The following is a 22,349-nucleotide window of genomic DNA, read 5'->3' as shown; positions in this document are numbered from 1 at the left end:
AATCGCTGTGTTGATTATTCAGGTATAGGTGTTGACGAGATTGTTCTTTGGTAGCTCTTTCTCGGCTAATTGGTTCGCTTGGCAAATGGCGGAAACTGCTGATAAGTCGTTTCTCGCCTGGCTTGAGCAGAAGTTGGAAGCTCAATGGCGGCATCTGATCTGTCGATGGCACCCAGGAGCACCATTCACTGATCCGATCTAAGCCCTTCAAGGCTTGAGTGAAAATGGTTTGACTCGTTAGCGGTATTCGGCGTTGGCATTAACACGCCCAATTGGACAGCGAATTGTGATTGGGCTATTCGGCGCTTTGCTGTTCGGACTTGCTGGAGTATCGCCGCTGAGAGCTGCGGAGCGATTGGAGGTGCAGCTTGAGGGGATGGTGATACCAGTTTGGATTAGGGAGTTGGTCGATTTGGGGCGGCCTGGGGGCAGCAGTAGTTCTGAACTCATCCCCTGGCTCAATTTGCTCGATGCCGATAGCCGCTTCGATCTCTTTGAGCTGCTTCAGGCATCTTTGCTTACAGATCAGAGCATGGCTCGACAGATGCTGCGTAGTTGGGCAGGACGTCAGCTGCTTGATGCCGTTAGTGATTTGGTGAGGGTCGATGCCGACAGTAGTGGCATTGTCTTGTTCAACACTCTGGAACTGCTCTTGAACAGTCAGTCAGAGGTGACCGCTCTGGACTTGCTTGAGGAGCTCCCTGCTGAAAATGTACGCCTCGATCTTGATGCTCTACTTCAGGTAGCAAGTCGCTGGCGGCGTCAGTTGCAACAGCAGCAGCAGTTGGTGTTAGCGCTCGGGAGGTTTCCCGCCACACAAGTTCCAGTTTTGCAAGAGCTGGCAGGTAAGGAAGTTTTTGCCGCAGGACCTGAGCTCAAATTTTTGCCAGTGGCTCATCGCACCAAGCCCCTCCAGCTAGAGCTGTGGCGCCCACCTGATGGCACTCCGTTGCGGTCGAGCTGGGTGGTGCTCATGCCAGGCTTGGGTGGAAGCCAGGATCATTTTCGTTGGTTGGCTCTTAGCCTTCAACGTAAGGGCTGGCCGGTTGTGGTGCTTGAGCATCCAGGTAGTGATGCCAAAGCGGTGCATGCCCTGCTGAAGGGGCAACGACTTGCACCTGGAGCAGAGGTGTTGCCTGACCGCTTGGCGGATCTGCAAGCTGTCCTGCAGGCACGAGAGCAAGGCACGTTGGTATTGCCTGGTCAGAAGTTGGTGCTGATGGGTCACTCCCTCGGGGCACTGACGGCTTTATTGGCTGCTGGTATGACCCCGGAGCCTGGTTTGTATACCCGTTGTCGTAAGGCTCTAGACGATCTTCCTCTCACCAATCTCTCGCGCTTATTGCAATGTCAGTTGGTTGATGTGCAAATGCCAAAACTGCAGTCAATCCCCCAGCTAGAGGCAATCGTGGCTCTAAACAGTTTTGGTAGCTTGCTGTGGCCTCGTGATGGGGCTGTGCCTTTGTCGGTTCCAGTGTTACTGACTGGCGGCACCCTTGATTTGATTACTCCTCCGCTGAGTGAGCAGCTCGATTTGCTTTTGGCAATCTCACCCCATCCCGCTAGTCGAGTCGTGCTTGTGGATGGCGCTAGCCATTTTTCACCGGTGCGGGTTGAAGGTCAGATGGGTGAGGGTCGTGGCGATGATCTCTTTCAACTAGGCGAAGAGCTGGTAGGGCGTGAGCCGCTAGCTGTGCAGCGATTGTTGGCAGTGGAGATTCAAATCTTTTTGGAGCAGGTTGAGGCTGGCGAAGCCCTTCAGGGCGCCACACATCAGCAGGTCGGGGATTTGCGGCTTCATCGTTTGGATCGCCACGCAGCAGAGAGACTTCGCAAATCTCAGTAGCGGACGCGGGGATCAATCAGAGCAACGAGCAGATCCACGCTCACGCTTACCAGCACCATCAGGGCAGCCACGACAACCACAATCCCTTGAACCACTGGGTAGTCGCGTTGGTTGATTGCTTCTTGGAGCCGTAGGGCGATGCCTGGCCAGGAGAAGGTGACTTCAATTAACAGTGCGCCGCCAATCAGCGATGCCACTGTGATCCCAGCAATGGTGAGTACTGGCAGAAGAGCATTAGGGAGGGCATGGTTGAGCACCACCTGTTGCTCATTCAGCCCCCGGCTACGGGCAGCTTCAACGTAATCGGATTGCAGTGTGCGGCCTAGATTGAGTCGCAGGGTACGGGCGAAAATCCCACTGAGGAGAAGGCCTAGGGTCCCTGCCGGTAACACCAGGTGTCTCACTGCTCCTTGAAGAGATATCCAGTCGCTGCTCCGCAGACTGTCGAGGATCAGGAAGCCGCTCCCCTCTGGTGGTAGCAAGCTCGGGGGAAAACGTCCTCCAATTGGTAGCCAACCGAGAATGACTGCAAACAGCAGTTGAACGATCATCGCGGCCCAGAACGGTGGCAGGGCATAGGTGCCAATGCCGTAGAGGCGGCCTGCGAGATCTAGCTTGCCTTCCGGGCGGGCAATACCACTGAAACCAACGACCAGACCAACCACTGCTGCAATCAATAGTGCCGTCAGGCTTAGTTCCAAGCTGGCTGGTAGGGCTCTGGCAATGATCTTGCTCACTGGTTCCTGGTTGAGAAGAGCTTGGCCTAGATCGCCATGAATTAAGTCTTTGATGAAGTGCAGGTATTGATGCAAAAGCGGTTGATCCAGTCCAAGCTTGGTGCGCAGAGCAGCGCGGGCTGCAGCTGGCGCACGATTGCCTAATACGGCATCGACTGGGTCTCCTGGTGCCACCCGTAGGAGGAGAAATACCATGCTGGCAATGAGCCAGAGCATCACCGGTGCCAGGGCCAAGCGGGTGGAGCTGTAGCGCAGTAGTTCTCTCCCGCGGCCCATCAGTGCAGCTCCCGTAGACGCTGGAGCATTAAATGGCCGCTCCCGTCAAACTCTGGCTTGGATAAGCGCCGCTGGGCCCAAGCTCGTGGAGCTACCAGCCAGATTGGTAGATAGGCCGCTCCGCCGGCGGCGGAGCGTTCGATCTCTCTGAGCTGGTGGAGACGATCGGGTCCGCGAAGTTCATCGCTGTGGCGAAGGCTCGTTTCCAGCCCATCTGTGGTCCAGAAGCTGCCGCTAATTGCCGCTTCCCCTTCTTCGCATACAGATCCATTGGCTTTGCTGCAGCTTAATAATGGAGCTAAATAGGCTTCCGGGTCGGGATAGGCGCCTCGCCACTCAAGGATGACGGCCTGGAATGCGCCTTCCCCCAGTTGGCGGTAAACGGTGGTCGATTCGACGCTATTGAGCTTCAGTGTCAGGCAATCCGAGAGATCACGTTCCACCTGTGCCTGCCATGTAAGCGCCAATAACTTGTCTGCTGGCACGTTGGAACGAAAAGTAAAAGGGAGTGTCAGCTTTTGAGTTGCGCAATAGCCTGCCTTTTTCAGCAGCTGCTTGGCTCGTTGAGGGTTGTAGCTGGGCCAAGGTGTGAGTGGTTCAGCCTGCAAGTTTGGCGGCACTAAAGACCGCAGCGGGCGTCTTAGTCCATAGCTCACGCGCTTCACCATCAGCTGACGGTCGAGGCTGTAGGCGAGGGCCTGACGTAAGAGGGGTTGATTGAGTGGAGGGGCATTACTGAGGAGAGTGATGTAGCCGATCTCAAGTGCTGGCCCCTCTCCTTCGCGGAGCTTCCCTTGCTTGGCAAGGTGATGGAGCGCAAGGCGTTGGTCTTCGTCCAGTGAATTGGAGAGGAGTACATCCACTTCACCGCTTCGTAGAGCACCAAATAGGGCAGTGGAGTTGCTCAGATTAATGAAATCGATTCCAGCATTACTGGCCTGGGTACTCCAGTACTGCAGAAAAGGCTCAAGGCGTTGTTGCTGGGTTTGAAAGCTAGTGAGTCGGTAAGGGCCGGTTCCAATGAATTGCTTATTGAGGAACTGATCTCTGTGCTTGGCGTAAGCAGTTGGTGATATCGGCGTCAGATTGATTGAGGTGAGTAGTCCCTCTAGAGAACTTGAGGGTCGCGTTAATCGAAGGCGTAGCAGGTAGGGACTGGCTGTCTCCACGGTGGCAATCCGTCCCCCTATCACGTAGTTGAGGGTGCCGATACGCAGAAATCGCCGCAGACTGAACGCCATCGCGGCGGCATTGAAGTGGGTGCCATCGTGAAACAGCACATCCTTCCGCAGAGGGATCGAGATGGTGAGGCCGCCATCACTGATCTGAGGTGGAGCGGATGCCAGACGTGGCTCTAGGTCCCCTTTGTGATTAAGCCGGTAGAGGGGCTCCCCCAGGGCGCTCAGCAATTGCAGAGCATCAAAAGTACTGGCCTGGGCAGGATCGAGGGATGTGATCTTGCCAGCACTAGCCACGATGAGTCGCTGACTATGGCGAGCAGGCTGACAGGCAATTTGGCTCAGCGCTAGGGAGAAACCAAAGAGAGCAGCGGCCCAGCGTAGAGAATTACGACGGCCGGAGCTGGGCACAACGCGTGCGGATCGGATGGCCTTGATTCAAAGATTTGCTAGTGAGTGTCGTTGTGTTTTATGGGAAGAGCAGGTGATGTGTTGCATCGACACTTCAAACACCGGGGATCCATTGGGCAGTAGTGGCCAACGTCTCACCCAACAGCGATTGTGGTCATCGTCGATTCCGATTACCTGGAATTGCTCTTTACCATTGAGGAGTTGAACACAGTCGCCTTGATGGAGATCCATGATGGGTCGGAAGTCCGGCTTGGGAAAGAGTTGGACTCTTGACATCATCGAAGCGGTAGACATGAACCTTTGGGGGCACAGGTCAGCGTCTGCAGACTTGCCTCTCAACTTGTTTTATAACTCTTACGTAAGCAGGGGGCTCATCGCCAGGGGGGCTGGAAGTTAAAGGCAGCTGAGATGGGCGGCAACTCCTTTGACCTCAGCCATAGAGGTGATTGCAGTCAGGGCATCTTGCATCTGGCCTTGGCTTATTTCATGGGTAATCACAACGATTTCGGCGCCGGTCTCTGAGGCATCGAATTGCACGATTGATTGAATCGAGATGCCACGATCGCCGAAGCAGCTTCCGATCCGACCGATCACGCCTGGTGTGTCCTCTGCGTTGAAGCGCACATAGTTGCGCTGACGGATGGCACTTGGATCAACGAGGTGACAGGAACGCCAACTGCTTGCGGCGAGAAGGGGATCGAGGCTGCCGTGGAGTTCACCTAGTTGGCGTATGCCAGCGATATTGAGGATGTCCGCCACCACAGCAGAGGCGGTGGGTCCAGAGCCTGCTCCTGGGCCATAAAACATCACGCGGCCGATCGGATCGCCCTCAACCAGGATGGCGTTGTTCACGCCATTGACTCCTGCAAGCGGGTGGTCTAGAGGCACCATTGTTGGTTGCACACTTACAGCTAAGGGCAAGGACTGACTGGCCTGAGTGTCTGAGTTGAGACGTTCGGCGACAGCCAATAGTTTCACCCTGTAGCCAAGCTGTTTGGCGTAGTCCACATCGCGGCTTTGCAGCTTGTTGATGCCTTGGGTGGGAATTGAGTCACGGTCGACAGGTCCACCGAAGGCCAGTCCAGTGAGGATGGCAATCTTGTCTGCTGCATCGAACCCCTCTACGTCGGCCGCTGGATCTGCCTCTGCATAACCAAGATCCTGGGCGGTCTTGAGTACGTCGTCATAGGCCACCCCTTCCTGTTCCATGCGGCTGAGGATGTAGTTGGTGGTGCCGTTGATGATGCCGCTCACGCGTTCGATCCGGTTGCCACCGAGTGATTGCTTCAGTGGCTCGATGATCGGGATGCCCCCGCCGACGGCAGCTTCGATCAGGACGTAGACCCCTGCAGCAGCTGCAGCTGCTGCAATTTCTTCGCCATGTCTTGCAATTACGGCTTTGTTAGCTGTAACGACCGCTTTACCGGCGGCAATGGCTCGCATGATCAGGGTTCGGGCTGGTTCGATCCCTCCCATGACTTCAACAACCACTTGCACAGAGGGATCATCAACAACGGCCTGTGGGTTGTTGGTCAGTAAGGGTGCGGGAAGTTCTATCGAGCGAGGTCGTTGTAGATCTCGAACCGCTATGCGCACCAGTTCAAGCTCAGCCACCAGTGGATGCCGCCCTGCGGGGGTTTGGAGGATGCCTGCAACTCCGGCGCCTACCGTTCCAAGCCCCAGGAGACCAACTCCTATTTTCGTGCCCATGGCAGCTGTGTCCAGTCTTGTACTTGCTGGCCGGACTCTAGGAAGTTGTGGAAGACGAAACCCTGGCAAGTTGCTGGGCCTGGGCCTTCATGTTGAGGAGGATATTGAGGAATCCGTTGGCTCTTGATGGGGTGAGGCTGCCTTGAAGGCCTGTGGCTTCAATGAAGCTTGGGTCCACGGCCATGACTTGCTCAGGTGTGAGATTGCTGAGGCCTTGAATCAGCATTGCCAGTAAGCCTCTTGTAATCAGTGCGTCGGAGTCTCCTTGCCAGTGAAGCCGTCCTTCCACGAGTTCACCCAGGACATGGACCTGAGAAACGCATCCCTTGACCTTGATGGCGTCGGTTTGTAAGTCAGGGGACATTGGTGGCAGCTTTTTGGCCAGCCATAGAACATATTCGTAGCGGCGGCGCGGATCAGAGGTGCCGTTAAGTCTCTCGACCATGCTGTCTAGTGCCTGACTGCCAAAGCTTGAGGATGCGGCGGTGGGCTCAGCCATGGCGAAAGATCAGAATTTGAGGCGCTGCTAACGCACGCTAAACAAAACACCTACAAGACCTAACAGGAGAGGTGATTCAGTGCTGATCTGGAACGATGGTGTTTGTGGAGTTTTGGGTTGGCTGACTACCTCATCGAGCTTCACCTTGCCTGAGCGGATTGGCAGCATCAGATAGTCACGGTGACCTGGGCCAGCATCCACCTGCAGGTCGAGGGTTCCTTCTTGCATGACTGGCAGGCTCAAGCTAAGTTTTCCCTGTTGATCCATTCGACCCAGCTCTCGGCCTGGTGCTCCGTTGGCCTCTAAGAGGCGTACCACTGCGCCCTCAACAGGTGTTCCTGTTGAGAAATGGCTTTGAAGCTCCAGGCTTCCATCGAGGTAGTTGAGAGTGCTTTCAATGGCATGGGCTTTCGCTGCCTGACCTTGCCCGAGACCAAGAGATGTTGTTGCGATCAATAGAAACAAAGGCTGGATCAGGGTCCGCATTGAATGATCTCTGAAAACTTTGATACTCATTTTGAGAGATTCTTGCAGGATTGACTAGTACCTGCGTGGCAGCCTTTGAGACGGTTGAGATTATTGTTGTACGAAATATTTCCCAGAGGTGAATATTCGGTTACTGAAAATGGTAGCAATGGCGTGTTGAAAGCTTTTTGATTCCAATTGTTAGGAGTAGATTTTATTCGGACTCAATTCATTTGGCTTTCAATTGCTCAATGACCCATGTGCAATGAATGAGCAATGTCTTCATAATCACTGCCTGAAATAGGAATTGGATGTTGTAAATCGATATTCCATTGAATTGCAGTGCCTTCAGTAGCAAGGCCTGGATGAAGTAGATTAACTCCTTCAATCATTAGGGTATTCAAAAAATTATCTTGAGCTGTAGAGCCTTGCTGCCCACTGACAAAATAAGAGCTGAAAACGTTTTCTATATTCCCGCTGCCATGGGCAGACTTTTCAATGCTAGCAAGTGTTAGTAAACCACTGTTATTATCTGTATCCCTGATGGGGATGAATGCAGCTTCGTCTTTGGTGATTCCATATGAACTGCCAGATGGTGTGGTGATGCTCCCCCAAAATAGCCATTTCAGTTCATCTGCATAGATGTTTCCCTCTCCTGTAATCGGGTCGATCGCTCCTCCAACTTGGCCAACTTCGACTTCTCCTGTAAGGTCAAGAGTGTAACCTTGTAAAGACGTATTAAATGATCTTTGAGGGCAAATAAACGAAAGGATATTGCCTTGCTTGTCTGCACCAACGGAAACAATTGATTGCCCAAATAACAGTTCCCCAGGATTGCCGTCTATAGGATCGTATTGAAAAACAACATCCTCTGCTTCTAGCAGTAATTTCACTTGTGAGTCTAAGGAATGATTTTCGTGAAGCCTAATATCTTCCTCGTATGACACCACGGCATTCTCCATTCCTTGCTCGAATTCCTCATCGCTAATCTTATTGTCATTGTTTTGGTCGAGTATCTCAACGATTGCAGCGGCATCATCATTCTCTAGTTCCAGGGTTATATTTGGCCCTTGATCATCAACAACAGCCTCAAAGGTGAAGGATTTCCCGTTGACAGTTGTCTGGAATGTATAATCATCACCCACGCCCAATGAATTGAACAAGTTAGATTCAACAACTGGTCTAAGGGTGATGACGTCATCTTTGCCGTCTATCTCTATGGACTGAACTTTTGCGTGCGAATAAAGTGCTGGTGCTGTCATTGCGCTTGATTATTTAGACTTTAGAGGTTAATGGAATGATTGCTAAGTGTCAAGAAGGCATTGAATCTAAACCTTGTCATTTTGCGATAGCAGGACTGACTTGATGTAGTCGTTATTAGTAATTTGGGGGCTGATTTTAAGTTTCTATTTTACTTTGAAAACTCCTGTTTCACTAATCCAGCCATCAAGGGGCACATCCCAACTGTCACGAGGCAGTAACTCTGTTGATATGCAGGCTTGTGGCAAGACTGCAAGTGTTCGCACTTTGCGCCAAGCTAAATTGCTTCTGAAGCGGTCGAAGAAACCGCCTCCATAGCCGAGTCTGATCCCTCGTTGATCCATCGCCAGAGCAGGTATCAGCAAGAGGCCTATTGCATCAGCGTCAAGGATGGCTTCATCTAGCGGGGCTGGGATCATGCAGGCATCTTTTCGGAGTGGAGTAAGAGTCCAAGGGTGGTAACTGAGACTTCCGTCCTCCCCACTGACTGGTAGCGCCAAGGGCAACTTCAAGTTGAGTTTCAGTTCGCGGAGATCTACTTCTCCGCTAAGCGGCCAATAAACACCAATGTGGCCTCGTAGGTCCCCAGCTTTTAAGTAACCCTGAATAGTGTTGACAACCTGCTGAATGATTGTGTCTTGAACAGCAGGTAACTGTTGAGCGCGCAGGACCTTGAATTGACGACGAAGCTTGGCTTTGGCGATGGCTTGATTCATCGCGTTAGATAACCCCAGCGGCCCATGAGTGGAAAGATCAGGGGGATTGTTGTTTGATCTGCAGGCCAGAGTCTCTGCAGTTCCATGCTGAGTTGTGGCAGCAAGTCATGTCCCTCCTGCGTTGCTTTCCTCAAAGCCGACCAGGTCCCTATGTAACCGATCAGCTGATTACAGCTCCATTTGAGGGAGATGCAGAGCTCTTGGGGCAACGATTTGCTGCGGGCGGGGAATGGCAGGTTCTGATAGTGGTTGTCGACATGCTGACGCTGGGGAGGCCACCAGCTCCATAACCTTTCGCCGTAAAGCTGGTCTAGCCACAACTGCAGAGCAGGGGGAGCCCCTTGCGGGGGGTCATAGCCCACCCAGACCATCAGTCCACCTGGGCGTGCCACCTTGAATGCTTCTTCGTTGAATCGGGGTACATCTAGCCAGTGAATGGCGGCGGCCACCACAATTGCGTCCATGCATGCGTTGGGAAGCCCGCAATCTTCAGCTGCTGCTACTTGGTAATGAATGTTTGATTGAGCTGGTGCGGCAGCAACCTGAGCTGGGCTGAGATCGGTTGCATCAACGCGATCAAAGTGCCTTGCAAGCCCTAGAGAGGCCTGGCCGCTACCACAGGCAACGTCCCAGCAACGTTGGTGGCCGGTGGCTTTGCTGCTGATCCAGGCAAACAGGGATTCTGGGTAATTAGGGCGTTGTTGGGCGTAGGACTCAGCCACGCTGTCAAACCAGCCGTGTTTTGGTGAGCAGGAGGAGTCCATCAGTGGTTTTAGCGCTGGAACCAACCCGTGAGTGCTATGGCGAGGGCGTCGGCGGCATCATCGGGTCGGGGCGGCTGATCAAGATTCAATTCGCGCATCACCGCATCGAGCACTTCATCTTTTTCAGCATGGCCTGAGCCCGCCAAAGCAAGCTTGATCTGCATCGGAGGGAATTCCATCACTGGCACTCGAAAGCGTGCCAGGGTCATGATGATGACTCCACGTGCCTGAACCACGCTGATCGTCGTGCTGGAGCGGTAGAAGAAGAATTTCTCCACAGCGGCCAGTTGGGGCTTCCAGCGACGGATGAGCTGACGTAGATCGCTGGCGATTTCCACCATCCGTTCACCATCGTCTATGCCTGGATTGGTGCGGATGATGCCGCAATCGAGCATCTGCTGTTGTCCGTTGCTGGTGTCGATGACCCCGTAGCCCACCCTGGCGATGCCAGGGTCGATGCCAAGGATGCGCAAGCGATCAGCCTGCTTGAGTTGTTAGCTCGAAGTCAGCCTGATCGCTGTTCTCGCTGCGTTCGAACACTTTGCAGAAAATTTTGACGACCCGATCCCCTGAATCAATCTGCTCGAGAGGGTCTTTACGCAATCGATGGCGTAGAGAGCACGAGATCACGCGTGCCACATCTTCTTCCGAAACCTCTGTTCGTCCTGCAAAGGCTGCTAGAGCCCTGGCGGCACGGTTGGTGACGATATCGCCACGCAGTCCATCCACATCTAGTTCGCCACAAACAGCCGAGATTCGTAGGCGCAAATCGTTGTCGAGGCTCACCTGTTCAAGACGTTGCTGGGCCTCAATCACGCGTTGTTGTAAGGCGTCTTGGTTGACTTGCACCGATGTGGCAAAGGTGTCGGGATCGCTATCAAAGGCGGTGCGCTGATCAACCACCTGCACCCGTAGGTCTGGATCGCGGACAGTGCGCACCTCAACACTCATGCCAAAGCGATCAAGGAGTTGGGGTCGTAGCTCGCCCTCCTCGGGGTTGCCGGAGCCGATCAGTACGAATCGGGCAGGGTGTCGCACTGATACCCCTTCACGTTCCACCGTGTTCCATCCTGAGGCCGCTGAATCCAGCAGCACATCGACAAGATGGTCGTCAAGCAGATTGACCTCATCGACGTAGAGCAAGCCGCGGTTGGCCTTGGCCAGCAGGCCTGGCTCGAATGCACGAACTCCTTCGCTGAGGGCCTTCTCGATGTCGATGGTGCCGCAAAGACGATCTTCAGTGGCACCGAGAGGCAAATCCACCATCGGCACCTGTCGCTCCTCAGTGGCAAGGCTTTCACCATGTTCAATGCGTTGGCGCACGTCACTGCTCTGTAGATCCGGATCAGTGGGTGAGCTGTTGTAAGGGTCGCCAGCTACGACATCAATCCCTGGAAGGAGATCTGCTAGGGCTCGGATCGCGGTGGACTTGCCCGTGCCTCGATCTCCCATGATCATGACTCCGCCGATTCGCGGGTCGATCACATTGAGTAGCAGAGCCAGTTTCATCTCTTCCTGGCCAATTACGGCGGTAAAGGGAAAGACCCTGCGCTTGCGGGTTGAACTCACGGGTTGATGTCTGGAGTTGTTTTGGATTGTTTCACAGGCAGGAGTGTGAGCACTTGCGGTGGGGTGGCATCAGCGGGGTAGATCAGTCGAATTCGGACATCTCTAGTTTCTCCTGGCGTCAGGCTGATGCGACCAAGGTCTGGCCCCATCTGCCCCTGCCGCAGGACTAGGTGGAAGCGGCGACGCCCCATGGGTCGACTGGACTCGCTATCGAGTCCACTGACCTCGATCAGCCCTCGATACATCACAGGTCCGCTGGCTGAAACGCGAAAGTCCAGGCTTGTGTTGTTGTTGTCCTTCTTTAAGGGGGACTCAAGGGTCAGTAAGAAGGATTTTTCCTGCTTTGATCCGTTGTGTAGCGGCAGGGTGAGGTCATATTCAACTCCGTAGTTGCCATGGGCAGCCCATGCTGTGTTGTCGTAGTGCGCTTGTAATTCAGCGGTTTGTACCTGATCTGTGCCGAGACTGCCCCTCTCGAGGCTGCTGATAGGCCAGGAGATGGGAGTGTTGATTGCGCTTAGCACGGTGCTACCAGGATCAGTCAGGGTTGTCTTCCATGTGCTGCCCAACTGGATTCCGCTGACGCGCGAATACACGATCTTGCCGCTGCTACCTCGAGGCGTGGGGTGATGTTCCTTGGGGCTGAGTTCGCCGCTTTCAAGCAGCTCAATCCAGCGAGAGAGTGGAGGGGCCGCTTGGGGATTGCCGTATGCAGCCACGGTTGCCAGTGAGATGGGGCCAGAGCTATGAAGCCGCATCTGAAGGTTGCGACCGTTGAGGAGTGGATCGAGACCTGCTACGGGGATGGGGAGCACCAAGAGGAGGCTTGGGCTGCCTGGTAGAAGTTTCCAGCGCTCTGGCAGCTCTTGAGCTCGCTCCCCCCGCAGTAGATCGCCAGCTACCCGGCTGCCTGGGCCAGCGGCAATTGGGATCGTGGTTTCGGTAATCATTTTCGGCAGAGGCAGAAAAGGTGCAGCTGTCTGTCCTGCTTCGGTGGCTTGCGATAGGGAGGTACTGCCTTTCAGTAGGGTCAGTTTCACTGGCTCTTCACCCAGTGGCTGTGCCAGCACTGCTAGCCAGAGGGTGGATTCGAGATGATCGGGAAGGCCGGCATACACGTGGTGACTGAATAGATCGAAACGACCATCGAGTGGCACGGCCAGGTTGCTTTTGTCAGCTTTGGCGCTGGACCTTTTTGTGTTTTTGGTAGGGAAGGTGGAGATCAGAATCCCTTCCCCTGTAATCAGTTCGGGATTGTTGTCATTAACCATCAGCACCTTGTCAAGCTCGCCTGGCAGGGGCCTGACCTGTTGCTGTCTTTGCTTTACGGTTGGGGCGGCGATGAGAGCAGGGATATCAAGCACTGCTCCGGATACGGTGAAAAGCGCAACTGACAAAAGGGCGGGGATCTTCATGGCTGATTGCTTTTTGTTGATTCCGTTCGAGGTGTCGATGGCTTTGGCTTGAGTACTGGAGCCATAGCGGCTGCCATGTCGCGGATCAGTTCTGTGGAACGGGGGTCGTTGAAGGGGCCTTTCACCATGAACCCTGCCACTGCACGACTGCCATCAGGTAGTTCTATTAGGCCGGCATCCGCATAAGCGATGCCGATGTCGCCGGTTTTGTTGTAGATGCGGTAGCCCTTTGCCAGGAGGCTGTTGTCAGGCTCTCCTTGCTTACCCCCCAGTCCCTTGAGAAATCCACCAGGTAATAGGCGGTTGCTGACGGAGGTGCTCATTGCCTCCCTAAATAGATCCCGTGTGCGTGGGCTAAGGGCTTTCCCAGTATCGACCAGTGCGATGGCCCGTGCCAGATCGTGGCTGCTGGTGGTATTGGTTCCTTGTAGATCCGGCAACCAGTTATTCACCACCGTGGAGCTCAGGCCGAGAGCATTGAAGCGTGCATTGAGGACGTCCTTGCCACCAATGCGTTGAATCAGCAGATTGGTGGCGGTGTTATCGCTCACCCGAATCATCTCGGTGGCAACTTCGTGGGCAGGGAATTGGCTGCCAAGCGGTTTGCTGGCCATCCATCCAGCACCACCACCAACAATCTCTTTGGTGAGCTTCAGGGGTTCATTCCAGCTGAGCTGACCGGAATCGATGAGTTCGAGAGTTACCAGCAGGATTGCTGTTTTGATGGAGCTAGCTGCAGGCAGTGCTGTTTCGGGGGAGAGCTCGGCATAGCGTCCGTCATCAAGCACTAACAAGAATGCGCTTGCTTGTAAGTCTTTCTGTTGCTTGGCGAGATCTCTCCAGCGGTTGCTCAAGGTTGTGAGTTCTTGCTTCGTCTGGAAGTTTCCCAGTTGCAAACTATTCCCATTGCTGAGCATGGGGTTTGTGGCTTCCTCAACCATGTTGAGGCGACTGGGGAGGCCCTTCAGGGAAATCCAATTTCGCCCAGGAAGCCACTCCGGCAAGTCCAGTTTGCCCTGCTTCACCTGTGGGCCGAGCATCTTCAGCGCTGAACCTGTAATCACGCCGAGGCCGATGCCCATCAAGATCAGACGCAACAAAAGCCGTAGGGGACCAGCCCCGTTTGAGCGGTTGCGGTAAGGGCGACTGCTTGACAAGGAAGTGAAGATCAGAGAGTTCGGCTGAGGTTAAGAGTGACGAGAATGGATGGCCCAGCGCAGTTGCCTCACCATCCCTCTCAGCAGGGCTACTTCCTCGGGACGGACTGCAGCGCGTTGGAGTAAACCACGGACTTTGGCCATGCGGGCTTGGGCCGTATGGCTCAAAAGAAATCCCACCTCTAACAGGAGATCCTGTGCATCTGTTAAGCAGGCGTCGAGTTGACGAGGTGATGCTGGGTCGGGCCATGCCGATTGCCCTTCCCTGAGCGTCCCTTGCCCTTGGCAACGTTGTAGCTCATGCAGCACGATCGCTACTGCATGCGAGAGGTTGAGGGATGGATAGCCATAAGAGCTGTGCAGAGTGAGTACACGTTGGGCGAGTTGAAGTTCCTCGTTGGTTAGGCCCCTGTCTTCACGGCCAAATACCAGTGCCACAGGTGCTGCACCCATGCTCTCTAGTAACCATGGCACTGCTTGTTCGGGGGGTTGCAGGGGGATGTTGCCATGATCCAATCGGCCGCAGCTTGCTACAACTCTGTGACAGTCAGCTACGGCATCGAGCAAGCATGAGAATTGTGTTGCCTGCTCAAGCATTGCTAGGCCATGGACAGCCATGCGTCGTGCCTCGGCATCAGCAGGGTCGCAGCGGGGCGAGACCAGACGTAGTTCTTGTACTCCGAAGTTGGCGCAGAGTCTGGCCACACTGCCCAGATTCAGTGGACCAATTGGCTCAACCAGAACAACAGTCGTTTGGATTGAGCGGATGTCCTTGTTCAATTCAGGGAATTTAAATAAGCCAGTAGGTCGGCCATTTCTTGAGGCTCCAGCTGGAATCTGGGCATGGGCGGCGTATTGCCGCTTACCACTTGTCTGATCAGCTGGGCGTCGTTGCGGCGTTCGCTCACTTCAAGGAGATTCGGGCCTAAGTTTCCTTGGGCAGTAATTCCGTGGCAGCCAGCACAGTTGATGCGGAACAGCCGACCTCCTTGCTCCAAAGATCCCTCCAAATCAAGGGTGGCGTTGACGTAGGGGTCTCGTTGTGAGTGCCCTGGTACCCATAACAAAATTGCAATGCAGACAGCTGCTGCCAGTACCACTAGGGCTCCAATTAACCCGTTTTTTCTTTGATTGTTTGATGACGGGCCCGTCACGGTGAGTTCAGGAGCATGAAACAATTGTGCTTAATCTTTCAACTGGGCGCGAGGCCATGATCGAACCACTTCTCTGCGGCATCGTTCTGGGTTTGATTCCGGTCACTTTGCTTGGATTGTTTGTGGATGCTTGGAATCAGTATCGTCGCGATACTGTTCTGGGGGATTGGTGAACAGTAAGGCGCTGCTGCCATAGATACGGCGATCTTGTTCAAGCCACTGCATTGGGGTTTCCAAGCTGTTGTTCGTGGCATGCTCACAGATCACTAGCGCATCTCTCTGCAGCCAATTGCCTGAAAGCAGGGCTTTGAAGACTTCTGAATAGAGTTTTGAAGAATAAGGTGGATCGAGGTAGACCAGGTTGAAACCAGGGTTTTCCCCTGCCCAAGGTTTATTGAATTTGGCTGCATGGCAACCTCTCTTCAGCCAGCTCAGTACGTCATGGCGGATCACTTCAATGTTGCTCTGCCGGGAGAGGCCAGAGGCGGTGGCAATTAGGTTGGCCTGACAGACTTTGGCTGTCTTCGCGTTCCGTTCAACAGCTACCACACGTCGTGCGCCACTTTGCAACGCCTCACAGCCCATGACTCCACTGCCGCTAAATAGGTCAAGCCAGTGGCAGTCATGCAAACGTGGGGCTAGCACGTTCATCACTGCTTCACGAACACGACTCGTCGTGGGTCTAGTGCCTTGGCCAGCGGGACTTTGAAGCTTCCGCCCTCCGGAGAGCCTTAGCTGGTTGCTCATGGCACAGGTTTTGCGCCGGTCTCCAGCCACTTCAGCCAACGTTGCAGCATGCGCTCGCCGGCTGCGGCGGATTTCTCTGGGTGAAACTGACAGGCCCCTAGTCGGCCTTGCCAGACAATCGCTGTGATGTTGTCTCGGCCAAACGGTGCTATTGCCGCAAGATCACTGTTTTGGCTGGGGACTGCAGCATAGGAATGCACGAAATACATCCAGCTGTCTGGATCTTCCTTGTCAAGCAGCGGGCAGTCGTTTCGATGTTCTAGAGCAGCCCAGCCCATGTGGGGAATGCGTTCGCCTTGATTGGAGGGCAGTCGTTGAACGTGGCCCTTAAGCAACCCTAGGCCGGTGGCATTTCCTTCGTCACTCGATTCGAACAACAGCTGCAGGCCCAGACAGATGCCTAGCAGAGGTCGTCCTCCTTTCACCCAACTCTTGAGGTCTGGAACCAATCTGGTCTGCTCAAGGTGCACCATGGCGGGATCAAAGGCACCGACTCCAGGCAAGATCAATGCATCACAGCCGCCTAAGTCGGCGGGCTGCCTCACTATGTGAAGAGCCTTGTGGAGCCTTTCAAAGGCAATCTGCACAGAGCGCAGATTGCCCATGCCGTAATCAATTAAGCCTAGACGTGTAATCAAAGAAACCCTCCGCAATCTGGCCTTTTAGCCATGTGAGGCATTGAATCAGGCCAATGGTGATCTAGGAGGGCTGGAATCGAAGTTGGATCAAGCTTCAGAGGTACTTTGAAATGGTTCCAGAAAGCGTGGCTTTGGGCACTGCACCAACAACTGTGTCGACTTTTTGACCTCCTTTGAACACCATCAGGGTGGGGATACTGCGAATACCGTATTGGCTGGCGACGTTGGGGTTTTCGTCAGTGTTGAGCTTGAAGACTTTGATCTTGCTCTCGAATTCTTTGGCAATCTCATCGACGATCGGAGCAACCATGCGACATGGGCCACACCAAGGCGCCCAGAAATCAACTAGCACAGGCACGTCGCTTTGAAGGACGTCCTGCTCGAAGGAGGCGTCGGTAACTGCGGCGGCATTGGACATTCCTTAGGTCGTTGATTTTGCGGAAATTTAGCAATCGTTTGTATTTTATTCAGGCTTAAGAGCCTCCACAGGTAGGAACTGTGACGGTCTCTTGCACAGAAGACGAAAAGCCCGAGCTCGTCGGGCCGGGGTGTGTGAGGAGTGTGTGGGCCGTAGCCCTCACGAATTCATACTAGCCATGGCCTCTCTCGGATCCAATTGGTTTTCGTCTGCGATCGGAATGTTTACTTGCCCATGCCTAGCTGCTGGGCTTTCTGATAAACCTTCCCTTCGGTCAGCAGAGATGGGGCGATGACGACCTCAACTTGTTGCATCTCTTTGATCGTACGGGCCCCAAGAGTGCCCATGGACGTTTTGAGAGCTCCTAGAAGGTTATGGGTGCCATCGTCTAGCAGAGCAGGCCCTCTAAGGATGCGTTCCAGGCTGCCTGTGCTGCCCACCTTGATTCTTGTGCCCCTTGGCAGTACTGGACTGGGAGTGGCCATGCCCCAGTGGAAGCCACGACCAGGAGCCTCCACTGCTCGGGCGATCGGAGAGCCGATCATGACCGCATCGGCACCGCAGGCAATGCATTTACAGACGTCCCCTCCTGTGATGATGCCGCCATCTGCGACGATCGGAACGTAGCGACCACTCTCTCGCTCGTAGTCCTCACGGGCGGCAGCGCAGTCCGCTACGGCGGTGGCTTGGGGGATGCCCACGCCAAGAACCCCACGAGAGGTGCAAGCAGCACCAGGGCCGATGCCAACCATCACCCCTGCGGCACCTGCACGCATGAGTTGCAGAGCGACCTCGTAGGTGACGCAATTACCCATCACCACAGGGACCCCCATGCCTTGACAAAGGGCTTCGAGATCGAGAGTTTGTTGACCTTCAGGACCAATGTGTTCGGTTGAAACCACTGTCGCCTGCACAAAGAAGAGGTCAGCACCCGCTTCTGCAATGGTTTTGCTAAAGCGCATTGCTGCCACGGGTGTGCCACTCACAGCAGCAATGCCCCCCTGATTTTTGATCTCTTTAATGCGTTGATAGATCAGGGCTTCTTGCACAGGTTTGCTGTAGATCTCCTGCATCAGTGGCACGAAGGCGTCCTTTCCGATTGAGGAGATCCGATCCAGTACTGGGTTGGGGTCTTTGTAGCGGGTTTGGACTCCTTCCAGATTCATTACGCCGAGGGCTCCAAGGCGAGATAGGGCAATAGCCATATCGACATTGACAACGCTATCCATAGCGCTCGCAATGATCGGTATCTCACGTTCGATGCCTGCGAGGTTCCAGCAGGTGTCAGTGATCTCCGGGTCTACGGTTCGTCCACCCGGAACAAGGGCGGTTTCGTCGATGCCATAGGCCCGGCGAACGACCTTGGTGCGTCCGAGCTGAATGTTCACCACAGACCGAATAAAGTCACGCCAAGTTACCAACTGGGGTGATTCAAATTTTGCCTTGAGGAAAAGGAGCTTTAGCTAGGGCTTGTTGTCAGTTGTTCCACGGAAGGCTTCCCATCGGGTGCGCACTTTGGAGATCACATCCTGTCGATCTTCGCTGCGGATCAGGCGGGTGATTGAAAACCATGTCAGCCAGAGGATGCCGGCGAGTTCGAAGAGAGATGGAGCTAGAGGAACGCTCTCAATCGTGGACAAAATACCGCCGTAGATACGAACAAAAATCACAAGGGTGATCAATGCAGCAATGAGAAGAACGGGTCGTCTCAGTTGTTGCCATGGGCTTGTCTGATCGTCTTGCTTAATCCAGTTGCTCAACTTGAAGAAGTTGCGCAGTCTCTCCAAAAGCAGTTTCAACTCCTCTCCTTGATCAAGGCCTTCGGGCCCGTCTGAGGGTTTGGGAGTTGGTGTTGGGCTTGAGGGGATGGTGCTTGGCTTGGAGATAGCAGGGCTGTCTTGAACTGGAGCAGGTTGTTGTTGAGCTGGTGTCTTAGGGACAGCAGGGTTGGCTTGTGAGGGAGCAGCTTGAGCTGCACTCACTTTGAGGTCATCTGAAGCGCCTGAGGGTTTGGGAGTTGGTGTTGGGCTTGAGGGGATGGTGCTTGGCTTGGAGATAGCAGGGCTGTCTTGAACTGGAGCAGGTTGTTGTTGAGCTGGTGTCTTAGGGACAGTAGGGTTGGCTTGTGAGGGAGCAGCTTGGGCTGCACTCACTTTGAGGTCATCTGAAGCGTCTGAGGGTTTGGGAGTTGGTGTTGGGCTTGAGGGGATGGTGCTTGGCTTGGAGATAGCAGGGCTGTCTTGAACTGGAGCAGGTTGTTGTTGAGCTGGTGTCTTAGGGACAGCAGGGTTGGCTTGTGAGGGAGCAGCTTGAGCTGCACTCACTTTGAGGTCATCTGAAGCGCCTGAGGGTTTGGGAGTTGGTGTTGGGCTTGAGGGGATGGTGCTTGGCTTGGAGATAGCAGGGCTGTCTTGAACTGGAGCAGGTTGTTGTTGAGCTGGTGTCTTAGGGACAGTAGGGTTGGCTTGTGAGGGAGCAGCTTGGGCTGCACTCACTTTGAGGTCATTTGCAGCAGCTGAGGACTCAGCGGATTCAGATGAGGACTCGGTGCCTTCCGTTGCTTCGGAGGTTCCTTCTGCTTTGGATTCCTCAGCCGAGCTCATGGTCCAAATATCACAGTCAAAATAGTTTAAGAGGCCTCTTTAATACTGAGCCTTTAGCTGTATTAAGCCCTAACAGTGCAGAGGCTGGTTTTTGTTGATGCTGGTGGCTCAATTCTTCAGCTTCCGAGATAACCTGATTATTGGCAACCAGCTCTTTTATGGCGGATCCATTGGGACCCAGTGACGGCGGTCCCGGCGAGTCCGACGATCGGATAATCCAGACGGACCTGCGCATTGAAATGTCGCGCTCCTATCTGGAGTACGCGATGAGTGTGATCGTTGGGCGTGCGTTGCCCGACGCTCGCGATGGTCTCAAGCCTGTGCATAGGCGCATCCTTTATGCGATGTATGAGTTGGGCCTGACGAGCGATCGGCCTTATCGAAAGTGTGCCCGAGTTGTTGGTGAGGTTCTGGGTAAATACCATCCCCATGGGGATACAGCCGTCTACGACGCGCTGGTTCGCATGGCTCAGGATTTTTCCATGCAAATGCCGTTGATTGATGGTCACGGCAATTTTGGTTCGGTCGATAACGATCCACCTGCGGCCATGCGATACACCGAATCGCGTCTTCAGTCGCTTACGACAGACAGTCTGCTTGAGGATATCGAAGCAGAGACAGTTGACTACGCAGACAACTTTGATGGCTCCCAACAGGAGCCAATGGTATTGCCAGCACGTATTCCTCAGTTGCTGCTGAATGGCTCCTCAGGGATCGCCGTTGGCATGGCTACCAATATTCCACCGCACAATCTCAGTGAATTAATCGATGGTCTGCAGGCTCTGATCAGTAATCCCGAGCTAAGTGATTCTGAGTTGATGACGCTTATCCCTGGGCCGGACTTTCCAACTGGTGGTCAGATTCTTGGTCGTAGTGGTATTCGTGAAACCTATCTCACCGGTCGTGGTTCGGTAACGATGCGCGGCGTGGCAAATATTGAGACGATTGAACATCCCGGTCGAGCAGACCGGGATGCAGTGATCATTACTGAATTGCCCTATCAGACCAATAAAGCAGCGCTGATTGAGCGGATTGCAGAGATGGTTAATGATAAGAAGCTGGAGGGTATTTCTGATATTCGCGACGAAAGCGATCGCGATGGCATGCGTATTGTCGTGGAGCTGCGACGTGATGCCTACCCTCAGGTAGTGCTCAATAATCTTTTCAAGCTCACTCCTCTGCAGAGCAACTTTAGCGCCCATATGTTGGCGCTAGTCAATGGCGAGCCGGTGCTGCTCACCCTGCGCAAGATGCTGCAGGTATTCCTCGATTTTCGCGTTGATACTGTTGAACGTCGGACCCGCTATTTCCTTCGTAAAGCTGAGGAACGCGACCACATCTTGTTGGGTCTTTTGCTTGCTCTCGATCAGCTTGATCCAATCATCGCGTTGATTCGTGCTGCCTCTGATACGGCTACAGCTCGTCAACAGTTGCAGGAGCATCATGGTCTCACGGAGATTCAGGCGGATGCCATCCTGCAGATGCAGTTGCGGCGTTTGACCGCTTTAGAGGCTGACAAGATTCGTTTGGAACACGAGGATCTTGTCACCAAGATCGCCAATTACAAGGACATCCTTGGCCGACGTGAGCGTGTTTTCGGTCTAATTGAGGACGAATTGACCAAGCTGCGCGAGAAGCATTGCTTGCCTCGGCGCACCGAGATCCTCGATTTAGGAGGGGGGCTCGAAGACATCGACTTGATTGCCAACGAGCGATCTGTGGTGTTGCTCACTGAGACCGGTTATCTCAAGCGCATGCCGGTAAGCGAGTTTGAGGCCACTAGTCGTGGGACACGAGGCAAGGCAGGCACTCGCAGTCAAGGTGAGGAGGCGGTGAAGCTGTTTATCAGCTGCAATGACCATGACACGTTGCTGTTGTTCAGTGACCGCGGTGTCTCCTATGCCCTTCCTGCTTATCGCGTGCCTCAGTGCAGCCGCACAGCGAAGGGAACACCTGTCGTACAGCTCTTGCCCATTCCCCGTGAAGAGGCAATTACCTCCCTTCTGTCAGTTATATCCTTCGATGACGACACCCACTTGTTGATGTTGACGAAGGGTGGCTTTATCAAGCGCACCTCTCTATCGGCTTTCAGCAAGATTCGTTCCAATGGTTTGATTGCCATTGGTTTGGAGGAGGGTGATGCTCTTACTTGGGTGAGGTTGGCAGTTCCTGGTGACAGTGTTTTGATTGCTTCTAGGGCTGGAATGACCATTCATTTCCGACTCTGTGATGAGGAGTTACGACCCTTAGGACGAACTGCTCGTGGCGTGCGTGCCATGAATTTACGAGGCGGCGATTCCTTGGTGAGCATGGATGTATTGCCTGTCGAGCTTGCCGATCAGGTCGCCAAGAGTCTTGAGGATGATCAGGATGAAAGCGGCGAGACCGTTGTCGTTAGTGATGGACCATGGGTGCTTGTTGCTTCCGCTAGTGGACTGGGTAAGCGGGTACCGGTGAATCAGTTCCGTTTGCAGAAACGTGCAGGCATGGGTCTGCGTGCCATCAAGTTCAGGCGCGAAGGAGACGAGTTGGTGGGTTTAAGGGTGCTTGGCTACGGAGAAGAGCTTTTGTTGGTAAGCGAGCGTGGAGTGATTGTGCGTACCAGTGCCGATAAAATTCCTCAGCAGTCAAGGGCTGCTACTGGTGTTCGGCTTCAGCGCTTGGATGCAGGTGATCGCCTCTCTGAGGTGGTGCTTGTGCCGCCTGATTCTGAGGATCAGGACCAGCCAGATGATCGATCTGATCCCAGTGAAGTGGCTGGGGTTGACGACGCTCCTTCCATCTGA

22 protein-coding genes and 1 pseudogene are annotated in these 22,349 nt (G+C 54.1%); 3 read left to right on the top strand and 20 right to left on the bottom strand.

What is annotated here, in order from left to right; genetic code table 11:
• Window positions 1-253 precede the first annotated feature (253 nt).
• A complete protein-coding gene (locus SIB80_RS09810; RefSeq protein ID WP_063419887.1) occupies window positions 254-1,846 on the top strand; it encodes an alpha/beta hydrolase in 1,593 nt (530 codons plus the stop codon).
• Here SIB80_RS09810 and SIB80_RS09805 read toward each other — a convergent pair.
• The 15 genes from SIB80_RS09805 to SIB80_RS09735 all read right to left on the bottom strand — a co-directional run bounded on the left by SIB80_RS09805 (window position 1,840) and on the right by SIB80_RS09735 (window position 15,157).
• Window positions 1,840-2,859 (bottom strand): ABC transporter permease, encoded by a 1,020-nt coding sequence (locus SIB80_RS09805; RefSeq protein ID WP_063419888.1) that lies wholly within the window; start codon window positions 2,857-2,859, stop codon window positions 1,840-1,842. The two genes, SIB80_RS09810 and SIB80_RS09805, sit on opposite strands and share 7 nt — an antisense overlap.
• On the bottom strand, window positions 2,859-4,448 hold the full coding sequence (locus SIB80_RS09800; protein WP_063419889.1) for an ABC transporter substrate-binding protein: 1,590 nt from the start codon (window positions 4,446-4,448) through the stop codon (window positions 2,859-2,861). Before SIB80_RS09800 ends, SIB80_RS09805 begins: the two co-directional genes overlap by 1 nt.
• 27 nt (window positions 4,449-4,475) lie before the next feature.
• Entirely contained in the window at window positions 4,476-4,727 is a 252-nt protein-coding gene (locus SIB80_RS09795; protein WP_063420031.1) for a hypothetical protein, read from the bottom strand.
• Window positions 4,728-4,841: 114 nt separating this feature from the next.
• The gene (locus SIB80_RS09790; RefSeq protein ID WP_063419890.1) at window positions 4,842-6,158 is read right to left on the bottom strand and encodes a homoserine dehydrogenase; all 1,317 of its coding nucleotides are present in this window, start codon (window positions 6,156-6,158) and stop codon (window positions 4,842-4,844) included.
• 37 nt (window positions 6,159-6,195) lie between these two features.
• Window positions 6,196-6,657: a SufE family protein gene (locus tag SIB80_RS09785; protein WP_063419891.1), complete on the bottom strand. Its 462-nt coding sequence runs from the start codon at window positions 6,655-6,657 to the stop codon at window positions 6,196-6,198.
• 27 nt (window positions 6,658-6,684) lie between these two features.
• Window positions 6,685-7,143 carry a hypothetical protein gene (locus tag SIB80_RS09780; protein WP_063420033.1) on the bottom strand — a complete coding sequence of 153 codons (459 nt, stop codon included), beginning with the start codon at window positions 7,141-7,143 and terminating at the stop codon, window positions 6,685-6,687.
• A 227-nt stretch (window positions 7,144-7,370) separates the two neighbouring features.
• On the bottom strand, window positions 7,371-8,384 hold the full coding sequence (locus SIB80_RS09775) for a hypothetical protein (protein WP_063419892.1): 1,014 nt from the start codon (window positions 8,382-8,384) through the stop codon (window positions 7,371-7,373).
• Window positions 8,385-8,528: 144 nt separating this feature from the next.
• Window positions 8,529-9,098 (bottom strand): 5-formyltetrahydrofolate cyclo-ligase, encoded by a 570-nt coding sequence (locus SIB80_RS09770; protein ID WP_063419893.1) that lies wholly within the window; start codon window positions 9,096-9,098, stop codon window positions 8,529-8,531.
• A complete protein-coding gene (locus SIB80_RS09765) occupies window positions 9,095-9,862 on the bottom strand; it encodes a class I SAM-dependent methyltransferase (protein WP_063419894.1) in 768 nt (255 codons plus the stop codon). Before SIB80_RS09765 ends, SIB80_RS09770 begins: the two co-directional genes overlap by 4 nt.
• An 8-nt stretch (window positions 9,863-9,870) precedes the next feature.
• Entirely contained in the window at window positions 9,871-10,335 is a 465-nt protein-coding gene (gene ruvC / locus SIB80_RS09760; RefSeq protein ID WP_011130508.1) for a crossover junction endodeoxyribonuclease RuvC, read from the bottom strand.
• Between the two features lie 4 nt (window positions 10,336-10,339).
• Complete coding sequence (gene bchI / locus SIB80_RS09755; protein ID WP_063419895.1) at window positions 10,340-11,431, bottom strand: magnesium chelatase ATPase subunit I; 1,092 nt, start codon at window positions 11,429-11,431, stop codon at window positions 10,340-10,342.
• Window positions 11,428-12,846, bottom strand: coding sequence for a DUF3370 domain-containing protein (locus SIB80_RS09750; protein ID WP_063419896.1), 1,419 nt, complete (start codon window positions 12,844-12,846; stop codon window positions 11,428-11,430). Before SIB80_RS09750 ends, bchI begins: the two co-directional genes overlap by 4 nt.
• Entirely contained in the window at window positions 12,843-14,003 is a 1,161-nt protein-coding gene (locus SIB80_RS09745; protein ID WP_063419897.1) for a serine hydrolase, read from the bottom strand. Before SIB80_RS09745 ends, SIB80_RS09750 begins: the two co-directional genes overlap by 4 nt.
• 30 nt (window positions 14,004-14,033) lie before the next feature.
• The gene (locus tag SIB80_RS09740) at window positions 14,034-14,783 is read right to left on the bottom strand and encodes an RNA methyltransferase (RefSeq protein WP_063419898.1); all 750 of its coding nucleotides are present in this window, start codon (window positions 14,781-14,783) and stop codon (window positions 14,034-14,036) included.
• Complete coding sequence (locus tag SIB80_RS09735) at window positions 14,780-15,157, bottom strand: c-type cytochrome (RefSeq protein ID WP_063420035.1); 378 nt, start codon at window positions 15,155-15,157, stop codon at window positions 14,780-14,782. Before SIB80_RS09735 ends, SIB80_RS09740 begins: the two co-directional genes overlap by 4 nt.
• A gap of 56 nt (window positions 15,158-15,213) precedes the next feature.
• Here SIB80_RS09735 and petG point away from each other — a divergent pair, with 56 nt between their 5' ends.
• A complete protein-coding gene (gene petG, locus SIB80_RS09730) occupies window positions 15,214-15,330 on the top strand; it encodes a cytochrome b6-f complex subunit V (RefSeq protein ID WP_011130502.1) in 117 nt (38 codons plus the stop codon).
• 10 nt (window positions 15,331-15,340) lie between these two features.
• On the opposite strand, the pseudogene rsmD reads toward petG, so the two are convergent.
• From rsmD to SIB80_RS09705, 5 genes and pseudogenes are all read right to left on the bottom strand, one after another.
• A pseudogene (rsmD, locus tag SIB80_RS09725) lies at window positions 15,341-15,904 on the bottom strand (16S rRNA (guanine(966)-N(2))-methyltransferase RsmD); the annotation flags it as partial.
• Window positions 15,901-16,542, bottom strand: a complete 642-nt coding sequence (gene hisH / locus SIB80_RS09720) for an imidazole glycerol phosphate synthase subunit HisH (RefSeq protein WP_074160150.1) — start codon at window positions 16,540-16,542, stop codon at window positions 15,901-15,903. The pseudogene rsmD and the gene hisH, both read right to left, overlap by 4 nt.
• A gap of 94 nt (window positions 16,543-16,636) precedes the next feature.
• Window positions 16,637-16,960, bottom strand: coding sequence for a thioredoxin (trxA, locus tag SIB80_RS09715; protein ID WP_011130499.1), 324 nt, complete (start codon window positions 16,958-16,960; stop codon window positions 16,637-16,639).
• 224 nt (window positions 16,961-17,184) lie between these two features.
• On the bottom strand, window positions 17,185-18,348 hold the full coding sequence (locus tag SIB80_RS09710) for a GuaB3 family IMP dehydrogenase-related protein (protein ID WP_063420037.1): 1,164 nt from the start codon (window positions 18,346-18,348) through the stop codon (window positions 17,185-17,187).
• Between the two features lie 75 nt (window positions 18,349-18,423).
• On the bottom strand, window positions 18,424-19,563 hold the full coding sequence (locus tag SIB80_RS09705; protein ID WP_413351522.1) for a CAAD domain-containing protein: 1,140 nt from the start codon (window positions 19,561-19,563) through the stop codon (window positions 18,424-18,426).
• A gap of 158 nt (window positions 19,564-19,721) precedes the next feature.
• Here SIB80_RS09705 and gyrA point away from each other — a divergent pair, with 158 nt between their 5' ends.
• The gene (gene gyrA, locus SIB80_RS09700) at window positions 19,722-22,349 is read left to right on the top strand and encodes a DNA gyrase subunit A (protein WP_063419902.1); all 2,628 of its coding nucleotides are present in this window, start codon (window positions 19,722-19,724) and stop codon (window positions 22,347-22,349) included.

It is taken from the genome of Prochlorococcus sp. MIT 1327, assembly GCF_047304785.1.
In the GTDB taxonomy this organism is placed as follows: Bacteria; Cyanobacteriota; Cyanobacteriia; order PCC-6307; family Cyanobiaceae; genus Prochlorococcus; species Prochlorococcus marinus_D.
The sequence above is the reverse complement of the archived record's forward strand: the minus strand, read 5'-3'. Positions and strand labels throughout refer to the sequence as shown.